This window comes from Marisediminitalea lipolytica, from assembly GCF_001758465.1.
In the GTDB taxonomy this organism is placed as follows: domain Bacteria; phylum Pseudomonadota; class Gammaproteobacteria; order Enterobacterales; family Alteromonadaceae; genus Alteromonas; species Alteromonas lipolytica.
In genome coordinates, this window is record NZ_MJIC01000003.1 from 16,003 (window position 1) to 36,094 (window position 20,092).

Consider the following 20,092-nt stretch of genomic DNA (forward strand, 5'->3'; position numbering starts at 1 on the left):
TCAGCCGGGTAAATAACATTGGGAGAATGCCCATGAAAAAAATGACAATTTCCACTCTGGTAAAACAAAAACAAAACGGCGACAAAATTACCGCCCTCACCGCTTACGATGCAAGTTTCGCCAAGCTGTTCGACGAACAAAACGTGGACGTGCTGTTAATTGGTGATTCGCTGGGGATGGTGCTGCAGGGACAGGACAGTACTTTGCCAGTAACAACAGCCGAAGTGGCTTATCACACCCGCTCAGTGGCTGCCGGCGTTAACGCAGCATTTGTTATTGCTGACATGCCGTTTATGTCTTATTCAACACCAGCCCAGGCTTATGAAAATGCAGGCCAGCTGATGGCCGCCGGTGCCAGCATGGTAAAACTGGAAGGTGGCGCCTGGCTGTGCGAAACCATTACCGGTCTGAAACAGCGTGGTGTGCCTGTGTGTGGCCATTTAGGTTTAACACCACAGTCCGTTAATGTCTTTGGCGGCTTTAAAGTTCAGGGGCGCGAAGACGACAAAGCCCGGCAGCTGATCGAAGATGCGCTGGCACTCGAGGCGGCCGGTGCGCAAATGCTGGTGCTCGAATGTGTGCCGACAAAACTGGGCAAAGCAGTTACCGACCAGTTATCCATTCCGGTGATTGGCATCGGCGCAGGCGTTCATACCGACGGTCAGATCCTCGTTATGCACGATATGTTTGGTGTTAGCGCCAACTACATGCCCAAATTTTCAAAGAATTACCTCGCTGAAACCGGTGATCTGCGAAAAGCCGTGGCGCTGTACATCGAGCAGGTTAAAAATGGTCAGTTTCCTGGCCCAGAACATAGCTTTGACAAATGATGCAATTTATAGAATCTCTGAATAATCTCCGCGAAATTCGTCAGATCTGGCGTAAAGAAGGCGTCACCGTAGCTTTTGTCCCAACCATGGGTAATCTGCATGATGGTCATCTGGATCTGGTAAAAAAGGCCAAAACCCTGGCCGACAAAGTGGTGGTTTCGATTTTTGTTAACCCGATGCAGTTTGGCGCTAATGAGGATCTCGATGCTTATCCGCGCACCCTGGATGCGGATCGCAGCAAGCTTGAGGCCGAGGGTGTTGATGCCCTGTTTTTCCCGGCTGTTGATGATATCTACCCTCGCGGTTTAGGGGATCAAACCTTTGTGGAAGTACCTGGTATCTCTGATTTACTGTGCGGCGCTTCCCGTCCGGGGCATTTTCGCGGCGTCGCAACCATAGTATGCAAGCTGTTTAATATGGTTCAGCCAGACGTGGCCTGCTTTGGCGAAAAAGACTTCCAGCAGTTGCAGGTGATCCGCACCATGGTGGAAGACCTGTCAATGCCAATTACCATTGTGGGTGTGCCGACCTGTCGTCAGCAGGACGGTCTGGCCATGAGTTCACGTAACGGTTACCTGTCGGCAGAGCAGCGCGCTACCGCCACGCAAATCTATGCCACCATGCAAAACATGCGAGTGAGTATTGAGAATCATTCGGGGACTTTCGCGACCATTGAGCAAGAGGCTGAAACAGCATTAAAAGCAGCTGGCTTTACGCCTGATTACATCACTATCCGCAATGCCAGAACCTTGTTACCGGCTCAAACAGAAGACCGCAATCTGGTTATTCTGGTAGCCGCTTTTATGGGCTCAACACGGTTAATTGATAATCTGCAAATTACACTGGATCATGCCTGATCCAGTGTTTCCTGCGGTACACTTGCCAGTAACTCCTGCCATACGCGGTTGCGCATAGCTATTTCGTACTGTTCTTCAAGAATTGCTTTGAGATCCCGTTTCGTGGTCATGGGGTTGGCTAACACCACCCTGAATACCGTAATCGGATAAGGTCCATAAATCGGACTTTCCAGACGCGTCCGGGATACGAAGGATTTACCCGCTTCACGCTGAAGTTTCTGAACATTGACTACCAGCCGATCTACCTTGCTGTTTAACCGCTGGCTTTGTGCAGCTGGTAACGACTTTAACTGCTGCTGAATCACTTGCGGACATACCCGATAAGTCAGAATAGACAACGTAGGCGACGTCACTAGCTCAAAGTCCGGGTGCGCATCAATCATAGCGGCGAATTTCTTAGCTTTATCAATACTTTGATTGATCAGCAATTCGTAACCCTTGCGGCCAAGAATATGCAGCGATGAGTAAACCATCATTGCCATGCCGTTGCGGGAGCCTTCCAGCGTCGTGGCGCCAAGGTCTTTAGAGCCTTCACGCAAAATATACTGCGCGTGATGACGCACCGCGTTGGCATCTTCCGGATTTTTAAACAGGGCCATCCCCGCGCCCATTGGTACATACATTTGCTTATGTGCATCAATGGTCACTGAGTCCGCTTTCTCAATTCCTTTCAGAATACCGCGATAATCGCTGGAAAACAGTGTCGCGCCGCCCCAGGCAGCATCCACATGAAACCAGCAGCCCAGCTCTTTCGCCACATCGGCCAGTTCATCAAGCGGGTCGATATGGCCGGTTTCAGTTGTTCCGCCAATCCCCACCAGCGCCAGCAGTTTATTACCCTGCTCCTGATACTCACGGCCCTGTTTTAACGCCAGCGCGGGATCCAGCGTTTGGTTAGGACATGGCAGGGTGATCAGATTTTCCCGACCAATTCCCAGCAAATCAACGGCTTTCGATAAACTGTAATGCCCCCGGCGAGAGCAAAGCAAACCCAGGTTATTGATATCATAATGACGGTATGCACTTGCCAGTCCGGCTCTGGCCACCCCCGGAAAACTGCCCTGCGGGCCCAGGGTTTTGTTACGGGCAACCCACAACGCGGTGATGTTGGCTACCGTACCGCCAGAGCAAAACGCCCCCAGCGCATGGCGTGCACTGTGCAAATATTTGCCGTAAAAGTCTTCGTCCTGATCGTAAATCAGGTTGTGCATCATCCCCAGCACCTGACGCTCCAGAGGCGTAAAGGCTTTGGAGGTTTCAATTTTGACCAGATTCTGATTAAGGCCCACCAGCAGTTTAGCCAGTGACAAATGAAAATAAGGTAACGCAGAGGTCATATGACCAATAAAAGTGGGCGAATAGGTATTAACCGAGTGTGCCACCAGCTTTTCCAACAGGTTTTCGGCATGGGTCGATACAAATTCCGGTGTTTCAGGCATTTTGGCATCAGCAAAATCCTGTTCCACCTCTTCCAACGACGTTTTCTTGGTCACTACATGTTGTGACAAGAAATCCAGAATATTGTCTGAAAGGTGCTCTTCAATTTGCGCCAGCTTGGAATCTTTGTGCTCTGGCTTGGTAAAAACCCGAAACAGGTGCTTCAAGCTTACTTGTGCTTCACCCACACTGTACACCTCTCGAATTGAAAACGATAATGGCGATGCTGCGCTGCCACTCAGGCACATTATCGAAAATGCAGCATCGCTAAACGGTCACCGGTCAATGGCAACACCTATCCACTGCGATAGTGACCTTTCACAATCTTCAGACTGTAGCGCAGATTCCCAGTCACGCCAAGAAGGCCCGGGATTCTGCTACCAGTACCCCGTCAGATCACTCTGGGGGAGTCCGTAAAGAAATTGCGATTATAAGGATTTTAAAACAAAAACCCATGAAAATCTGTCACATTAGTGACACAAAAGCTGATTTTAGCTGCATGAAAGAGACTAACTGCCGGTTCGCTTACCCAGCAATTGCCAACAAGTCTGGCCGCTATTTTGATACTTCAGTTCAAAGGGAGTACGTGCGGGCAGAGCCGGGTCGACAGGAGAAATTTGGCATTCCATACCATACTTTGCTGCTGCAATAGCAAACTCTTCCAGGTATATCAACCAATTACTTCTGACCTCCATACGCTCAGACAAAGCCATTAAATCGGGCATCGCCTGACTGGCATGCCAGCGCTTTTGCACTTGGGAAGGTTTGGGATAAGGATTAGGGTAAAGTAAATAATGGCCTGTTACCCGCCATGAACTTTCATCATGGGCGCTACGCATCAGTCGCCAGAAATCCACGACGTCAGCACGAACCACCCGGTAATTATCCTGCGAACTTTGATAATGGGCATGTTTACCCACTCTCAGCGCAGACTTATCCACCCCGATTACACGAGCATCCGGGTACTGTAATGCCAGTCCCGCCGTACTTTTGCCTACACCGCAACAGGAATCCAGTATCACCTCGCCCTGCCAGTCGCTTAGCCAGTCGGCAATGTCATCAAATGCCTGCTGGGTATGGGCATGAATAGGGCGACGGTTGAGAGTATGCTGATACTTCTCAACGATCGCTTCCAGTTTTTCGTGAACACCCGGCTGCTGGCTTTCAACCGTGCGGGAATTACCTTGCATAATCAGGAACGAATTCCGGTACCGCGTTTAAGTAACGTGTAAGCCACGGTAAATAACGCCAGGTTAAACAACACCAACAAGCCCATGGCCAGACCAATGTTGACATCGGACACCCCCAGAAAACCATAACGGAAACCGTTTACCATATATACGATAGGGTTGGCTTTACTCACCCACTGCCAGAATTCCGGTAGCAGGGTAAGCGAATAAAATACCCCGCCCAGATAGGTTAAGGGCGTTAACACAAAGGTGGGTACCAGACTGATATCATCGAAAGTTTTGGCAAAGATACCGTTAACCAGTCCGGCGGTGGCAAACAGGGTCGCGGTAAGCAACAGGGTCAGAACGATGACCGCTAAATTATGAATATGAACGTCGACAAACAGCATTGATACCACTGAAACAATCAGACCAATCAGCATGGCCCGCGCCACACCACCGCCAACGTAGCCCAGAATAATCACCGATGTGGGCACCGGCGCCACCAGCATTTCTTCCAGATTGCGCTGGAACTTGGCGCTAAAAAATGACGACGAGACATTTGCATAGGAGTTGGTAATTACCGACATCATAATCAGACCAGGAACAATAAATTCCATATAGGTAAAACCGCCCATCTGGCCGATTCTTTCGCCGATTAAGTTACCAAATATAATAAAATACAAACTCATGGTAATCGCTGGCGGCACCAGCGTTTGAACCCAGATCCGCAGGAAACGGGTACATTCTTTTATCCAGATGGTGGTTAAGGCAACCCAGTTATTTCCGGCAGACATTACACCGCCTCCTTACGTCCGGCTTCCACCAGACTGACAAACAATTCCTCCAGGCGATTAGCTTTGTTTCGCATACTCATTACCTGAATCCCCTGCTCTGTAAGCTGATTAAAAACCGCATTCAGGCCATCAGACTTGGCGACGTCTACTTCCAGCGTATTACCGTCGAGTAATCGGTGGGCAAATCCGTCAAGATTAACGTTGTCGGTTTCACCTTCAAGGTCGAGGACGAAAGTCTCGATGTTTAACTTGGATAACAAGGCTTTCATTGAGGTGTTTTCGACAATCTGGCCTTTGTCGATAATGGCGATATTGCGGCACAACATCTCGGCTTCTTCCAGATAGTGCGTAGTAAGAATAATCGTGATGCCCTGTTGATTGATTTCCTGCAGGAAATGCCACATGGAGCGGCGGATCTCGATATCCACCCCCGCAGTTGGTTCATCGAGGATCAGCATTTTGGGTTCGTGCATCAGTGCGCGGGCGATCATAAGACGCCGCTTCATACCGCCGGATAACTCGCGGGCGCGGGCATTACGTTTTTCCCACAGGTCTAACTGCGTCAGGTATTTTTCGGCTCGTTCATGGGCAATATTACGCGGCACGCCATAATACCCTGCCTGATTTAACACAATTTGCAATACGGTTTCAAACTGATTGAAATTGAATTCCTGAGGCACTAAACCAATACAGGCTTTAGCCTGCTCTTTTTGTTTTACAAGGTCATAGCCAAACACACTGACTGTACCTGACGAGGGATTCACCAACGAACTGATGATCCCAATTGTGGTAGATTTGCCGGCACCGTTAGGACCGAGCAGGGCAAAAAAATCCCCTTCATTAACGCTCAGTTCCACACCTTTGAGGGCATGAACACCACCGCGGTAGGTTTTGGTTAACCCACTTATTGTTAAGGCTTGCATGCTGTATTCCGTGATTGTTGAGTTGCCGTTTGGCGAATTAATTATGCGCACGCTTTGAGGCGGCAGCGGCGTTAACAGCCATGGCCCTGGCCATCATCGCTGACAGAAAATTTACGTACGCAGCCATATATAGTAACAAATTATCGCATTTCAAGTGGGTCATTTCGTAGCAGGCAGCGGGCGATACACCTCATTAAGTTATAAAAAAATATACCAACAAGGCAGTTTTAATACCTTTCACATACGTTACATTAGCTATTCAGGTTGTCAGCCGGTAAAGCCGTGCTATGGTTTAAACTGACCAAACAATAAAAGGCGCTTAGCCAGTAGGCATAATAAGTCAGGCCTGAATGCAAATACCCACTACCAAACACCTTGAACAATGCCTTGTACTGATCGTCGACGATGACCGGATCAGTGCTGCGCTGGTTGCAACTATTTTAAGTAACGTTTGCCGGTGTCTGACGGTATCAAGTGCGGGTGAAGCTATTATGTTTTGTCAGAAACGCGTGCCCGATCTACTGGTAGTTGACCTGAATATGCCCGGAATGGGTGGGCTTGAGCTATGCAGGGAATTAAAGAAACAACGCGACACCGAGAATATCCCGATCATTTTTATTACGGCTGATCACGAGGAAAGCGCTCAGCTTTCCTGCTGGCAATCCGGCGCGAATGATTTTGTCACAAAACCTTTAGTTGCCGATACCTTGCAACACAGGGTCAAAAACCACCTGCTCAGTAAGTTACGTCTGGACGCGTTAATGAGTCTGAGTTTTCAGGATACGCTGACCGGCTTGTTCAACCGTAATTACCTCAAACACGAATACCCCCGCTTATCCAGACAGCTGATGCGTGATAACCAGCCACTCGGCCTGATTATTTTTGATGTGGATTTTTTTAAACAATACAACGACTCCTATGGTCACCTGAAAGGGGATATGTGTCTTGAAAAGGTCGCTGGGGTTTTATCTTATTATTCGCGTCGTGCGCGGGATGCGGTGATAAGATACGGTGGAGAAGAATTTGTCATGCTGCTTCCTAATACCGGCTTATCCGGGGTTAAGGAGATAGCCGCGATGATAGTTGCTGAAATACATCAGCTGGACATCCCGCATAAAAACTCCCCTTTTAAACGCGTCACACTCAGTGCTGGTGCAGTGAGTGTGTCTGATATTGAAAAACACTCCCTGAACGAGGTTATCGAACAGGCTGATATCAATCTGTACGATGCCAAGCTCAGGGGTAAAAATCAGGTAGTGATTGGCTGACAACTAACGCTGCGCCGTAAGCGTAGGATCTTCTTCGCCGAGCTCAATGACGACTTTGCGGTCAAAAAAGGTACCTTCGTACTCTTTATGCTGACTACGCTCTTCTCCCAAAGCCAGGGTTAACACCTGCTTTTCGTTCACGCCTTTATTCAGTAAATACTGTTTCACGCTGATAGCGCGTTGCATTGATAATGCCTGATTATACTTTGCGTCACCACGCTGATCAGCATGGCCGGTTAAGCGCGCTTGCAATGAGGGATAGCCTCGCAGAGCCTTGGCAATTAAGTCCAGTTGCTGCTGATAATCAGGTGCGATGTCATAGGCACCGGTTTGGAATTGCACAACACTTTGCAAGGTTATCGCAGGGGTTTCCTGAGTCTGTATGTCATTCACTTTGGTGGTCATGTTCTCCTGCTGTAATTGCTCAATCTGACTGCGCATTGCCAGTAGGGCATGGTCGCGTTGCGAGAGCAATTCGGCCTGGGCAGTTAAACGAGCCTGATTGGCCTGTAGCTCTTTATCCTGTTTTACATCATTGCCCAGTAACGCGCCAAAGAACCCCGCTACGGCAGCTCCCACAGGCCCGGCGACAACAGCCCCGATAACCATACCAGAGCCGAGTCCAATGCCGGCTGCGTGCTCGTAAGCCTGGTCCTTTTCCTTTGCCGTTACCGGCGCTACCGCAGTTAAACAGGAAATAGCAAAAACAGCTGAATAAATGGATTTACGCATAATAAATATCCTCTGAGTCATTAAATCGAATTACGTTGTGAACACGACTAATTACATCAGCGGGTTATGGCGCCGAAGCAGGTAAGTTATGGCAATGTGGTGAACAAAAGCGCAAAAACATGGCCTTTTGTGGCAAAACGGACAGCTAAACACCGGCCAAAGCGCAAAAATACCGTCTCGTCACGGGCAAAAGTGGCAGAAAAATGGCAAGGTCAGGGAATTTGAGCCGAACTTCAGACCAAGTCTGCTAACTAAGATATAGTAACAGTGTACTTACCCGGGCTACGCGGGATTAAGCAGTTGGACAGGATAAATGATGTATGCCAAGAACAATCGCCATTGTCGAAGATGATATTGCTATTCGAGATAACTACACTGCGGTATTAACCGGGCAGGGTTATACGGTTCAGGCTTATGCCGACCGCCCCTCGGCCAGCCTGGCATTCAGCCAGTACCTGCCCGACCTGGCAATTATTGATATTGGTTTAAAAGACGAAATGGAAGGCGGCTTTATGCTGTGTCAGCAACTGCGTCAGCTGTCCCAATCGTTACCCATTATCTTTTTTACCGCCCGGGATAATGATGTCGATACTATCAGCGGTCTGCGCATGGGGGCAGATGATTACCTGACCAAAGACATCAGCATGGCTCACCTGCTCGCCCGCATCGCCGCGTTGTTCAGACGGACCGATTTACTGGCTACGCCGAGGCAGGATTCCGACACCATTCGTCTGAGCCATCTGAAGGTTGATGTCAGTCGCATGAGCGTAAGCTGGAAAGACATTCCGGTGGCATTAACGGTAACCGAATTCTGGATGCTCCACGCGCTGATAAAAAGGCCGGGGCATGTAAAAAGTCGTCAGCAACTAATGGACGAGTCCCGCATGGTGGTGGATGATTCAACCATAACGTCGCACATCAAGCGCATGCGCAAAAAATTTATTCAACTGGATGAAAGCTTTGACCATATTGATACCGTTTATGGCATGGGCTATCGCTGGCAGCAATAGCCGCTGGCAATCAAGGGGTCTTAGCTGGTGAAATTTCGTTTTTCAATACGCTTGCAGTTACTCGTATTGTCGCTGTTTTTATTTGCCATTCCCTGGCTTGGCTACAAGTATGTCTGGGAGCTGGAGCAATACCTGCGAATTGGTCAGGAGCAAACCATGATTGGTACAGCCCGGGCGGTGGCAACGGCACTGCATGAACGCCCGGCGTTGTTTGACAGCCAGTCAGCCTATTTGCAAAACGTCCGGCCCGGTACTGATCTGTATGCACCGCCCATAGACGTGCCCATTCAGCTTGATGGCCGGTTACAGGAATGGCAAGCCGTCTCACCACTTATCCAGTCTTACAATGCCGATAACGTAGTTACCTGGTTTTCAGAGCACGCCGTGCCGGTTACCTTATCGGTGGAGCATATGGTGGGGCGTTTCGATCAGTACTTTTATGCAATGTTTGCAGTAACCGATGATCAGGTAGTTTTTCGGGCACCGAACAGTCTCAGTGTCGACCGTTCCGATCATCTCCTGATTGGCATGCTCGATGCGCAGGATACGCTGCATCGCTACATTATCTCGCCCTATAAACCCGGCTGGGTGAATGCCTATCAGCTGGACGAAAATCCCCGCCGTTTTCGCGCGGTCAATAATGCCCTTGAGATCCAGGGCCGCTGGGAGCAAACCAGCACCGGCTACAATGTTGAATTGCGTTTTCCCATTACCATGACATCCGGGGCATTAGCCTTCGCCATCGTTGATGTCGACGATCCGGTGACCCGGATTAAGCAGTATGCGGTGGGCACAGCGAATCCAAACCAAAGTGATGATTTGGGCACGGTGGTAACCCCCTCGCCGGAAATTGAGCGGATCCTTTCGGGCCTGCGCTACGCCGACTCGCGGGTGTGGGTGATTGACAAGCACAAGCGGGTGCTGGCGCGCTCAGGCTCTATCCATTCATCCCAGGGTTTTAATGCCGGCAGCGCCGAAAGTGACAGTCCGGACTGGTGGCATTACATCGAGCAACAATGGCTGCTGCCTTTGTATTACCAGATACTGACCCGCCCGCCCGGCGATTTTGTTGACGAGCTGGCGGATGCTTATGCACTGGCAGGCAAAGACATTAATCATGCTCTGAGCGGAGAGCCGGACTCCTTGTGGCGGCTCACGCCGGATAACAAAGCCGTGATTTTATCCGCCGCTTATCCCATCTACATTGGTGACTCGGTCATGGGCGCAGTGGTCGTAGAGCAAACCACCCATGGGATCCGCACTTTGCGTAACCGGGCGCTGGAGCAACTGTTCCACGTTATTCTGGCGGTGATGTTGCTGGGCACCTTTGGTTTATTAATGTTTGCCCATCGTATTTCCAGTCGGATTCGCGCACTGCGGGATGATACCGAAGCGGTTATCGATCCGAACGGCAAAATCGTCGGTAGCCTTGCCCCGTCTAAAAATGGTGATGAAATTGGCGATCTATCCCGCTCGTTCAGCGCGGTGCTAAGCCGACTACAGCAGTACAACTCGTACCTGGAGAACATGGCTTCCCGTCTGTCCCATGAGCTTAGAACCCCCATTGCGGTGGTTCGCTCTTCCCTGGACACCCTCAATGAGGTGCAAGATCCCGCCCAGCAACAGGTATTTTTGAGTCGCGCGCAATCGGGAATCAGCCGCTTAAGTAGTATTCTTAACAGCATGAGCGAAGCGACCCGGTTAGAACAAATGATTAGTCAGGAAGATACCGAACGCTTCGACATTGTAAAGGTTGTTAGTGGTTGTCTGGAAGGCTACCAGCATGCTTATCCTCAGCGGCAATTTGCGTTAAAGCTGTCCTGTGAGAAAGCCTTGCTTTCCGGCTCACCGGATCTGATTGCACAGATGCTCGATAAAATTATTGCTAATGCCGTTGAATTCAGTCAGCCCCAAAGCACAATTGCATTGCACATGTGGCAGGAACAACGCACCATTAAACTCAGCATTACTAATACCGGCCCTTTATTACCCAAGGGAATGCACGAGCAGCTGACTCAATCCATGGTGTCTGTCAGGGCTGAAGGAAATTCCGCCGATGGTCCGCCTCACCTTGGCCTGGGTTTGTACATCGCCAATATGATTGTGGCTTTTCACAAAGGTAAAATAGCCCTACAGGATTTACCGGACAACACCGGCGTATGTGTGATAATTTCGTTACCGTTAGCCGCTTAACCAGCCCGGAGTAAGTTAAATGAGTAAAGCAGATCCGCGCATCATTGCCCTGGAGTCCCAGTTTGGTCAACTCCATACCCAACTGTTTAATACCTTTAGTCATGCTCAGTCTGCGGTGATGGGGATTATGCAAACAGGCCGGGATATCAGCCAGGACAGTGAGGATTATCAACAGCTAAAACGCGACTTTGACATCACAGTCACCATGTATCCTGGCGAAGACAGCCTGATGGCAACGCTTATAGCGGCAACCCGACAAATGGCCAACAACCCGCAGGTAAGCAATGTGCATATGACACAGGTATGGGCAGCCGCCGTCTCGGCGCTTTCCTGTGACCGCATGTTGCTGATGATCCCTGCCGACTTACACACTGATCCTGAAGTTAGCGGCGAGCTGCAACAAAAGCGTCAGGAACACCTGACCATGTGGCAGGAGCGTCTGAACAATCCCTGATGGCGAAAGCGGTAAGCTACTTTTTACCAGCCTGCTGCTGCATGCTGCTATCGGGGACATTTTTTAACATCATCAGTTGCTTACGTCGATGCATCACATAAGCAAGGCGGCGCATACTGACGTTGGTATCTTTCTCATCTTCAATATCAACACCCAGTAATCTTTCGAGCAGATCTTCCAGTGTCAGGATCCCTTCCAGGCCACCGTATTCATCCACTACCAGCAAAATATGCACATGGTTTTTAATAAACTGATCAAAGGTAGTAGATAGCGGCATCGAACTCAGCACCGTCACCATGTTCATGCGGTACTGTGCCAACGTAGTCTCTTCAAGGCCTTTGGCCTGTGCAACCAGCAGATCAGAACGCATTACAAAGCCCGTTATTTGCTCGCTGTCGTCGTCTTCGTAGATTGGGATACGGGAGTATTTAATCGTGCCATGCTTATGGAAAAAGGCCGACACAGACAGGGTTTCTGGCACCGAAAACACCTGTGTTCGGTGTGTCATGGCATCTTTCACCACCAGTTCGTTTAAAGTCAGCAGGCTTTTCATAAAAGCCGTTTCATGTTCGTTAAGCTGCCCTTCTTCGCCACTGAGTTCTGCCATGGCTTGCAGTTCAGCACGATTCAACCCTCTCAAAGGACTGTCTTCCTTAAACCCTTTGGTGAGCCATTCCGACATTTTGACAAAAGGGAACAACACCACCACAAGGTATTTTAGGAAGTACGCCGTAACGGGGGCCAGAGAACGCCAGTATGTTGCGCCCAGTGTTTTCGGAATAATTTCGGAAAACACCAGAATGAGCAACGTAAGAATGGCTGAAATAACCCCAAGATACGCATCGCCGAATACTACTGCCGCCTGGGCACCAGCGCCTGCGGCCCCCATGGTGTGAGCAATAGTGTTGAGGGTAAGAATGGCAGAAAGTGGTTTGTTTATATCTTCGGTTAATTCCCGTAATACCGTTCCGCTGGCCTTTTGCTCTTTTTCCAGCACTGATATGTAAGCAGAAGACACGCTTAGTACGACGGCCTCAGCAACAGAGCACAGGAAGGAAAAACCCAGCGCGATAACAACATAAACAAGCAGTAAAATCATTAAAAGCAATCCATTGAATCGAATGTACAGTGGCTATTATGAGGCCTTACGCCACGGTTACAAGTAGCGTTAATTTAAACCAACTATCTAATACCAAAGAATAATTAACAAAATCAATCTTATTTGTTACATTAAACTTACATTCAGTAATAAGAGGTTTGAATTATGGCAAAAGCAAAATTGTCAGACCAGGTTTCTTTGGTGTTGTATTCTGTTTCGTTAATGGTCATCACGGCTGGTGTATTTAACGCATATCTTTAGACAAGTAAGTCTGACACCCTTAAAAGTAAAAAGCCGTCAGTGATGACGGCTTTTTTCATTCAGACAGATTGCTGTTTGAATTTTCGAATCACAGACCAGGATTCCAGCATGACCAGTACGCTCACAACCAGTACCACCGCATCCAGGAAAACCAGCAAATAATTACCGGCTAAATAGTATTCCTTCAGCTTAATAATCCCCGCCAGGAAAGCCATAACGATAACAAAAGTCATTGGCACCAGCGTATACACTGCCGGACGTTTCATTTTGATAAGCATCACTGAGATAACCAGCAACGTCATGCTGGCCAGGATTTGGTTAGTCGAACCAAACAACGGCCAGATAATCATGCCGCCACTACCGGAAGAACCACCGGCACCAAATGCCAGCAGTAAACAGCAGGCAACAGCCAGTAGCGTAGCGACAACTCCGTTATTCAGAATTGGCAGCTGATAAATTTCACCCCATTCCTGAATAATATAGCGTTGCAGGCGTACGCCAGAATCCATGGTCGTACCGGCAAACAGCACCACCATCGTGGCTAAAATGGTAGATGAGAAATCAACAGGTAAGCCCCAGCCTTGCTGGATAAGGTTAGCACCGCCGGTAATAAATGCCGCAACAGAGCCATCACCTAAATGACTGTAAACCTCATGCCATTCTTCAGGTGAAGCCGCCAGCGCAACACCGCTTACCGCCACAATGGTAATTAGCGCCAGACAACCTTCGCCAACCGCTCCCAGATAACCCACAAAACGCGCATCGGTTTCTTTGTCGAGCTGCTTAGAACTGGTCCCTGACGAGACAATGCCATGAAAACCCGATACCGCACCACAGGCAATGGTAACAAACAGCAGCGGAATAATGCTTGGTGTATCTACCGCCGTTTGTGCATTAAATGCTGGCGCAGTGATATCAGGTAAAGATACAAATACCGCACCGTACAACAGGAACAAACCAACCAGTAATTGCATTCCGTTAATGAAATCCCGGGGCTGCAATAACATCCATACCGGCAACAGCGAAGCAATAGCAGCGTAAATAAACAGAATGATGATCCAGTTTGCATTTGCCGACAGGCCAAACATTGTCTCTGGCAGCTCAATAGGAATATAGCTACCAGCATATACCGATGCGTACAGCACGATAATGCCAATAATACACATCGGAATAAGACTAAACTGGCGTTTTAGCAACTGACCAATAATCAGGGCAACCACAATTGCCATCCAGGCCGGAAATACTGCATTGGGTTGAGAAACAAATGACTTGGCAATCACCACACCAAAGACCGCGTTAACCATCAGTAGTACCAGAAACACAACCACCATAAACAGTGAACGGCTACGTTTACCAATGACGTCTTCAGCCAGTGCCCCCATGGATTTACCCTTATGGCGGTTACTTGCCCACAACGCGCCCATGTCGTGCACACCGGCAAAGAAGATAGTACCAAAAACAACCCACAAGACCGCTGGTACCCAACCCCAGTATACCGCAATCGCAGGGCCTACTATGGGCGCTGCGCCGGCCACTGACGTGAAGTGGTGTCCCCACAGCACAACCTTATTGGTAGGCACAAAATCCACACCATCCTGCATCTCGTGAGCAGGCGTAACGAAGTTAGCATTAAGCTGGAAAATCCTTTCAGCAATAAACTTCGAGTATATAAACCAGCCCAGCAGCATTCCTGCAATACCAAGCAAAACAATTAAAACCGAGGTCATTTGTTCACCTTTACTAAACTATTTAACGTTAAAGCCCTTTTTTTGCTGACTACTCAACCCAGGCTTTAAGCAATTTTACGGGCATATAAACCCTAACCCGAGATTTTAACTTTTTTCTTTCCGGGCTTCGTATTTTTCTGTTGCACAATAGACCAATGAACCAGTGAATAAGATAAATGTAAAAGTGGCGCCGGAGTTATTCACAGCAGCACCTGAATCGCTTAAATTTCAGTCTCGACAAGGGAGGTACTACCTGACGTTAGCAACAAAACGTCATGACCCCGGTAAATCTCTTTCTTTTTAAATGGGTTTTTGTAAAGTTTTGCCAGGGGAAAACAAAAAATGAAATGATGCAGGTATTTATTCTGTGTGCAGTTAGCTAATTCGGAAGTTTGCCCGCCCCTGCTTTTTGACTTCATACATGGTTTTATCTGCTTCACCAATCCAGAAGTCAACAGTCCGCACGGGATCTTCGACTACAACCACACCAATACTTGCTGAAATAGATACCTTTAAATCCTGGCCAATTTCTATGGGCTCCTCCAGACTATGTAACAGGGTATTACATAGTGTCGACAACGAGGATTGAGGCAACCCTTCACGCTGGAAACCTATAACAAATTCATCGCCACCCCAGCGGCAACATACATCGGTGGGCTCATTAAACAGGGTTTTAATGCGATGACTAATCTCGACTAACACCACATCACCGGCATCGTGGCCATACTCATCGTTGATGGGTTTAAACTTATCCAGATCGACCAGCAAAAATACCCGGGTAACATCAGGCTGACTCTGATTTAACAAATACTGCAAGCGCACTTCACCGCCCAGACGATTATATAAACCGGTGAGTGCATCATGCTGTGCCTGATAGCGCACCTCGGCTTCACGCTCTTTGCGTTCGGTAATGTCGTTCACAATCACCTCAAACAGCACATCGTCATCATCCCGCGCTACAACTCGCTGGTCGGTGACGGTGGCGAACAGGCAATGGACCCAGCGACGATCGCCGTCGACTTCGTAAGATAAATCCAGTGCAATGGGTTTACTGTTTAACGACGCCTTGAGTGAAGCGATAACGTTTGCCACCGACTCCGAATCATCGAAGATCTCAATAAAATCGGCCAGTGAGGAATTAGTACCCACAATATTGTTAAACTTGGGGTTCTCTATGAGTATGCCTTTCTTGGTCGAAATTAGCGCTACGCCCACTGAGGCTTTCTCGAATAATAACCGTAGTTGCTGTTCAAGCTTTTCGGTATGTACCCGCAGTTTTCGCTCGGCAAGAAAGTTAGCGCGTACGGCGCGTATCAGCCCGTTAATCTGCTCGATTAAATAGCCCAGTTCGTCGGGTCGGGCATAATCAATGTCGAGCTTTTGCAAGTTTTCCGGACTGCTCGGATCGACAGTTTCAAAAGCCTCTTTGAGTTTAAGTAAGGGCCTGGACAACGTAAACTGCAACGTGCCGGCTATCGCAATAGTGATCACGAATGACACCAGCAGAATCTGCAGAGCACTGTTTTGTGCCTCTTGCAGGGCCATTTGCTCGATAAAGCGGGTATCGGGGATTAGCTCCAGTTTACCAATAGGTTCCCCCTCGATAAACGGATGCGGTAAGTCCCGCGAGATTGACCCGGAGTCAAAATCTTCCGGCACATTTGACGCCAGCACCGTCAGGCCACTGTGAATTTTGGCGGCACTCACTAGGTCGTTGATGATCAGCCCGTTGATAATTTCATTGGCCAGCTCTTCATCATCCACGTATACCGCCGCCACTGACGCTTTAGAGGCACTAGCAGCAAGTTGTTCTATGAGCCTGTAGCTGAGTGACTCTTGCTTCTCAAGCGCAAGGCCAAATACTACTAAGCTTCCGCTGAGTGATAAAAATACGCCAATAACGGCAACGATTAAGGCTACCCTGACATTAATTTTCTGCGAAAAAGGGCGCATATTCTTCATGCTGGCAGCTTAGAAAACTGTATTGATATTGATGCTGATCACGTTGACATGCTTGTGATCGTCGATGCTCTCTGTGCGGTCCCGCCCCCAGAGACCAGCCCCCGGACCATTGATTCGGTACCGGGTAAACTGCCCTTTCAGCGCCCAGTCGTGGTGAAAATCCCAGCGAGCCCCAACGGATACGGAATACTGATCCATCCTCGCCGAATCATACAGACCCTGAAACTGCGTTTGTAAAAAGCCTAACATTTGCTGTGTGGCCGGGTCGGCTATCAAATCGTAACGAGGCGACGCAATGATATGCCTGTCATACAACGCGTCGAGCAACGCGAAGGTGATGTAGGGGGTGAAGTGATCAAACTCGTAACCGCTACTGACATAGCCATAACCCAAATCACCGGTTAACCCCCATTCAATATCAAAGTAGGCCAGTTCAGACTTCACGAACCAACGCTCGTCATTGTAGTTTACACCCACCGCGGCATAGTGGATTTTCTGATCTTTAAATTCCAGAGACTCAAGCAACTCGCCCATGAAAGGCCACCATTGTTGCGGAAAGCTCTCAACCAGCGTTTCCAATTGGTCAACGCCATCAAGTGTGGCGCTATGGCCGGAAAAATGACTCAACGTTCCTTTAAACAACCAGTTGTCCGTTTCGTAAGAAACAGATGTGTTCAACATGTAGTCGTACTCGAGACTGGAGTACGAACCAACACTAAGCAGATCCGCTTTGCTGGTACCGGCAGCAAAAGTCGCCTGTAACACCCCCTCAGACAGCGCATTACGATACTGTAGCTCAACGCCGTCGAAGTAAGAAAGGTAGGAAGACGGCGAATAGAACTCCATTGGCGGCGTAGCCCACAGATAGCTATAGCCAACGTCAAGATACTCGGACAGAATATACGCGTTGTAATTCATTCGACCGATTCTCAGCGCAAAGTTACGATCTATCTGATAGCGCATAAAAGCGAGTTCAACGTAATCAGACACCGAATCATAGTTTTTGTTTTCGAGGATACTCTGTACTACAAAGTCAATTTTGTCGGATGCCTGATAATTAAACTGAATACCAACCAAAGACTCGGTTAGGATATTGCTGCCGGTTTCAGGCCAGCGATTAATCGAAGTTCGAAATATCAGTTCATCATTATTACTGGTGGTTAATCCCAGTGTGGCAAATCCACTCACCGCAAGTTGAGCGACACTGGGAAAGCTTACCGGCAGTGCTAGCAGAGCAACCAACAGAGAACAAACGGGTGATTTATTCCAGAACAAGGACAATTTTCATCTCCTCTGAAACGTTACTGACCGGGATATAGGATAGAGCGGTATTATTAGTAAGAATAAACTCGACACTTTCACTAATAGAGTCTACCTGCGCTGGCGGCTTTGCCCGACCGGAAAATATCAGGCGCGACCAGTAAGCATTGATTTGCCGTTCACTTTTGCCCACCAGGGCCCGGTAAAAGTTAGCTCTCAGGGCAGAGCCATTGACGTAATCTACCGGCTGGACTTTCTGGCCGCTTTCCAGCACATCGAAACGGCCCATAAAAACGTCAATCAATTCCCGCTTACTTATAGACTCGATTGTGCTGTTCTGTGCAACAACAATGGCTATCGCCGCTTCAGATGCGACAACGCCAGCACTCTTGGCACTTAACAGGATAGTAAAAAGAACAATAATCCGGGATAGACGCATCAATAGTGTTAACCGTGTCACCACTGCAATTGTGTAAACAATACCAATTCATTATGTAGTTTAAGCATAGTACGTAACTGAATTTGTGAAAGTTTTTCAGCGACTTTTTACGCTGTTATTTATGAATAAGCTGAGTATTTACAGTCCTTTGAGGAAATAGCGGCTGACGGACCGGAATGATGGCTGTTTTTACCCTGTCATCCCCGAAGGCGCGTAGCGAATATCAGGTATCTCCTCGCATGATATCGTAGAGTTTAAAAGGGCTTTGCAAATGACCTTATACTTCCTCTACGTCATCCCCGAAGGCGCGTAGCGACTATCGGGGCCCCCCCTGCATGTTATCGTAGAGCCAAATAGTACTCGCGGTAAAGGTTATTTGGCTAATAAAGGATGTCTTGGCTGAGCCTGCCTCATAAGGAGATACCGGCTCGGAGGCCGGGATGTCAGAACTTTCGTACAGGCACAAAAAAAGGCCGCTTACGCGACCTTTTTTGGATTTGGTGTAATTATCGATTAAGCGATAATTTTAGATACAACACCAGCACCTACTGTACGACCACCTTCACGGATCGCGAAGCGCAGACCTTCGTCCATCGCGATTGGTGCAATCAGTTCTACTACGAACTTCAGGTTGTCACCAGGCATTACCATTTCTACGCCTTCTGGCAGCTCTACAGCACCAGTTACGTCAGTTGTACGGAAGTAGAACTGTGGACGGTAACCTTTGAAGAATGGAGTGTGACGACCGCCTTCATCTTTAGACAGTACGTATACTTCTGCTTCAAACTTAGTGTGTGGCTTGATTGAACCAGGCTTACAAAGAACCTGACCACGCTCAACGTCATCACGCTTAGTACCACGTAACAGAACACCAACGTTCTCACCTGCACGACCTTCGTCAAGCAGCTTACGGAACATTTCAACACCAGTACAAGTAGTCTTGGTAGTATCTTTGATACCAACGATTTCTACTTCTTCACCTACTTTAACGATACCTTGCTCAACACGGCCAGTTACAACAGTACCACGACCTGAGATTGAGAATACGTCTTCGATTGGCAGGATGAACGGCTTATCGATGTCACGCTCTGGCTCTGGGATGTAAGAATCCAGTGCTTCACCTAACTCAACAATCTTAGCTTCCCACGCTGCATCGCCTTCAAGAGCTTTCAGTGCAGAACCCTGGATTACTGGCAGGTCATCACCTGGGAAGTCGTACTCAGACAGCAGTTCACGTACTTCCATTTCAACCAGCTCAAGCAGCTCTTCATCATCAACCATGTCACATTTGTTCATGAATACGATGATGTAAGGTACGCCTACCTGACGACCTAACAGGATGTGCTCACGAGTCTGAGGCATAGGGCCGTCAGTCGCAGCTACTACCAGGATCGCGCCGTCCATCTGAGCAGCACCGGTGATCATGTTTTTAACATAGTCAGCGTGTCCAGGACAGTCTACGTGAGCGTAGTGACGAGTTGGAGTGTCATACTCTACGTGTGAAGTAGAGATGGTAATACCACGTGCTTTTTCTTCTGGCGCGTTATCGATTTGATCGAATGCTTGCGCAGAACCACCGTAAGTCTTTGCAAGAACAGTAGTGATTGCTGCAGTCAGAGTGGTTTTACCGTGGTCAACGTGGCCGATAGTACCCACGTTTACGTGGGGTTTCGA

General features: G+C 48.6%; 17 protein-coding genes. 6 read left to right on the plus strand and 11 right to left on the minus strand.

Annotated features, from left to right (window positions below):
* The first annotated feature begins 32 nt into the window (after positions 1 to 32).
* Both panB and panC read left to right on the plus strand, forming a co-directional pair.
* Positions 33 to 830, plus strand: a complete 798-nt coding sequence (gene panB / locus BFC17_RS01605; protein WP_070174724.1) for a 3-methyl-2-oxobutanoate hydroxymethyltransferase — start codon at positions 33 to 35, stop codon at positions 828 to 830.
* Positions 830 to 1,687, plus strand: coding sequence for a pantoate--beta-alanine ligase (gene panC / locus BFC17_RS01610; RefSeq protein ID WP_070174739.1), 858 nt, complete (start codon positions 830 to 832; stop codon positions 1,685 to 1,687). The genes panB and panC overlap by 1 nt, the downstream gene beginning before the upstream one ends.
* Here the strand turns inward: panC and panP are convergent.
* From panP to BFC17_RS01630, 4 genes are all read right to left on the minus strand, one after another.
* Positions 1,678 to 3,312 carry a pyridoxal-dependent aspartate 1-decarboxylase PanP gene (gene panP, locus BFC17_RS01615; RefSeq protein ID WP_070174740.1) on the minus strand — a complete coding sequence of 545 codons (1,635 nt, stop codon included), beginning with the start codon at positions 3,310 to 3,312 and terminating at the stop codon, positions 1,678 to 1,680. The two genes, panC and panP, sit on opposite strands and share 10 nt — an antisense overlap.
* Before the next feature lie 321 nt (positions 3,313 to 3,633).
* On the minus strand, positions 3,634 to 4,317 hold the full coding sequence (gene trmB, locus BFC17_RS01620; protein ID WP_139141969.1) for a tRNA (guanine(46)-N(7))-methyltransferase TrmB: 684 nt from the start codon (positions 4,315 to 4,317) through the stop codon (positions 3,634 to 3,636).
* Complete coding sequence (locus tag BFC17_RS01625) at positions 4,317 to 5,090, minus strand: ABC transporter permease (protein WP_070174726.1); 774 nt, start codon at positions 5,088 to 5,090, stop codon at positions 4,317 to 4,319. The genes trmB and BFC17_RS01625 overlap by 1 nt, the downstream gene beginning before the upstream one ends.
* Positions 5,090 to 6,013 carry an ABC transporter ATP-binding protein gene (locus BFC17_RS01630; protein WP_070174727.1) on the minus strand — a complete coding sequence of 308 codons (924 nt, stop codon included), beginning with the start codon at positions 6,011 to 6,013 and terminating at the stop codon, positions 5,090 to 5,092. Before BFC17_RS01630 ends, BFC17_RS01625 begins: the two co-directional genes overlap by 1 nt.
* 350 nt (positions 6,014 to 6,363) lie before the next feature.
* On the opposite strand from BFC17_RS01630, the gene BFC17_RS01635 reads away from it, so the two are divergent.
* Complete coding sequence (locus BFC17_RS01635; protein WP_070174728.1) at positions 6,364 to 7,281, plus strand: GGDEF domain-containing response regulator; 918 nt, start codon at positions 6,364 to 6,366, stop codon at positions 7,279 to 7,281.
* 3 nt (positions 7,282 to 7,284) lie between these two features.
* Here the strand turns inward: BFC17_RS01635 and pdsO are convergent, their stop codons facing one another.
* Complete coding sequence (gene pdsO / locus BFC17_RS01640) at positions 7,285 to 8,013, minus strand: sortase-associated OmpA-like protein PdsO (protein WP_070174729.1); 729 nt, start codon at positions 8,011 to 8,013, stop codon at positions 7,285 to 7,287.
* Positions 8,014 to 8,333: 320 nt separating this feature from the next.
* On the opposite strand from pdsO, the gene pdsR reads away from it, so the two are divergent.
* Genes pdsR through BFC17_RS01655 form a run of 3 tightly spaced genes read left to right on the plus strand, consistent with a single transcriptional unit; the run spans position 8,334 to position 11,670 of the window.
* On the plus strand, positions 8,334 to 9,023 hold the full coding sequence (gene pdsR, locus BFC17_RS01645; RefSeq protein WP_070174730.1) for a proteobacterial dedicated sortase system response regulator: 690 nt from the start codon (positions 8,334 to 8,336) through the stop codon (positions 9,021 to 9,023).
* Between the two features lie 27 nt (positions 9,024 to 9,050).
* Positions 9,051 to 11,216, plus strand: coding sequence for a proteobacterial dedicated sortase system histidine kinase (pdsS, locus tag BFC17_RS01650; RefSeq protein ID WP_083271522.1), 2,166 nt, complete (start codon positions 9,051 to 9,053; stop codon positions 11,214 to 11,216).
* 19 nt (positions 11,217 to 11,235) lie between these two features.
* The gene (locus tag BFC17_RS01655; RefSeq protein WP_070174732.1) at positions 11,236 to 11,670 is read left to right on the plus strand and encodes a hypothetical protein; all 435 of its coding nucleotides are present in this window, start codon (positions 11,236 to 11,238) and stop codon (positions 11,668 to 11,670) included.
* A gap of 16 nt (positions 11,671 to 11,686) precedes the next feature.
* Here the strand turns inward: BFC17_RS01655 and BFC17_RS01660 are convergent, their stop codons facing one another.
* From BFC17_RS01660 to tuf, 6 genes are all read right to left on the minus strand, one after another.
* Positions 11,687 to 12,769, minus strand: a complete 1,083-nt coding sequence (locus BFC17_RS01660) for a CNNM domain-containing protein (RefSeq protein ID WP_070174733.1) — start codon at positions 12,767 to 12,769, stop codon at positions 11,687 to 11,689.
* A gap of 320 nt (positions 12,770 to 13,089) precedes the next feature.
* On the minus strand, positions 13,090 to 14,757 hold the full coding sequence (locus BFC17_RS01665; RefSeq protein ID WP_070174734.1) for a carbon starvation CstA family protein: 1,668 nt from the start codon (positions 14,755 to 14,757) through the stop codon (positions 13,090 to 13,092).
* 375 nt (positions 14,758 to 15,132) lie between these two features.
* Positions 15,133 to 16,719, minus strand: a complete 1,587-nt coding sequence (locus tag BFC17_RS01670; protein WP_083271523.1) for a GGDEF domain-containing protein — start codon at positions 16,717 to 16,719, stop codon at positions 15,133 to 15,135.
* A gap of 9 nt (positions 16,720 to 16,728) precedes the next feature.
* The gene (locus tag BFC17_RS01675) at positions 16,729 to 18,000 is read right to left on the minus strand and encodes a hypothetical protein (RefSeq protein ID WP_139141970.1); all 1,272 of its coding nucleotides are present in this window, start codon (positions 17,998 to 18,000) and stop codon (positions 16,729 to 16,731) included.
* Positions 17,981 to 18,421, minus strand: a complete 441-nt coding sequence (locus BFC17_RS01680; protein ID WP_139141971.1) for a hypothetical protein — start codon at positions 18,419 to 18,421, stop codon at positions 17,981 to 17,983. Before BFC17_RS01680 ends, BFC17_RS01675 begins: the two co-directional genes overlap by 20 nt.
* Before the next feature lie 510 nt (positions 18,422 to 18,931).
* Positions 18,932 to 20,092 (minus strand): elongation factor Tu (tuf, locus tag BFC17_RS01685; RefSeq protein ID WP_083271519.1); only part of this gene is annotated, 1,161 nt, incomplete at its 5' end.

Bases quoted from the DNA above. Each gene is read 5' to 3' on its own strand.
- panB (WP_070174724.1), top strand. From the start codon at position 33: ATGAAAAAAATGACAATTTCCACTCTGGTAAAACAAAAACAAAACGGC.
- panC (WP_070174739.1), top strand. From the start codon at position 830: ATGCAATTTATAGAATCTCTGAATAATCTCCGCGAAATTCGTCAGATC.
- BFC17_RS01625 (WP_070174726.1), bottom strand. From the start codon at position 5,090: ATGTCTGCCGGAAATAACTGGGTTGCCTTAACCACCATCTGGATAAAA.
- BFC17_RS01630 (WP_070174727.1), bottom strand. From the start codon at position 6,013: ATGCAAGCCTTAACAATAAGTGGGTTAACCAAAACCTACCGCGGTGGT.
- BFC17_RS01635 (WP_070174728.1), top strand. From the start codon at position 6,364: ATGCAAATACCCACTACCAAACACCTTGAACAATGCCTTGTACTGATC.
- pdsO (WP_070174729.1), bottom strand. From the start codon at position 8,013: ATGCGTAAATCCATTTATTCAGCTGTTTTTGCTATTTCCTGTTTAACT.
- pdsR (WP_070174730.1), top strand. From the start codon at position 8,334: ATGCCAAGAACAATCGCCATTGTCGAAGATGATATTGCTATTCGAGAT.
- BFC17_RS01655 (WP_070174732.1), top strand. From the start codon at position 11,236: ATGAGTAAAGCAGATCCGCGCATCATTGCCCTGGAGTCCCAGTTTGGT.
- BFC17_RS01660 (WP_070174733.1), bottom strand. From the start codon at position 12,769: ATGATTTTACTGCTTGTTTATGTTGTTATCGCGCTGGGTTTTTCCTTC.
- BFC17_RS01665 (WP_070174734.1), bottom strand. From the start codon at position 14,757: ATGACCTCGGTTTTAATTGTTTTGCTTGGTATTGCAGGAATGCTGCTG.
- BFC17_RS01670 (WP_083271523.1), bottom strand. From the start codon at position 16,719: ATGAAGAATATGCGCCCTTTTTCGCAGAAAATTAATGTCAGGGTAGCC.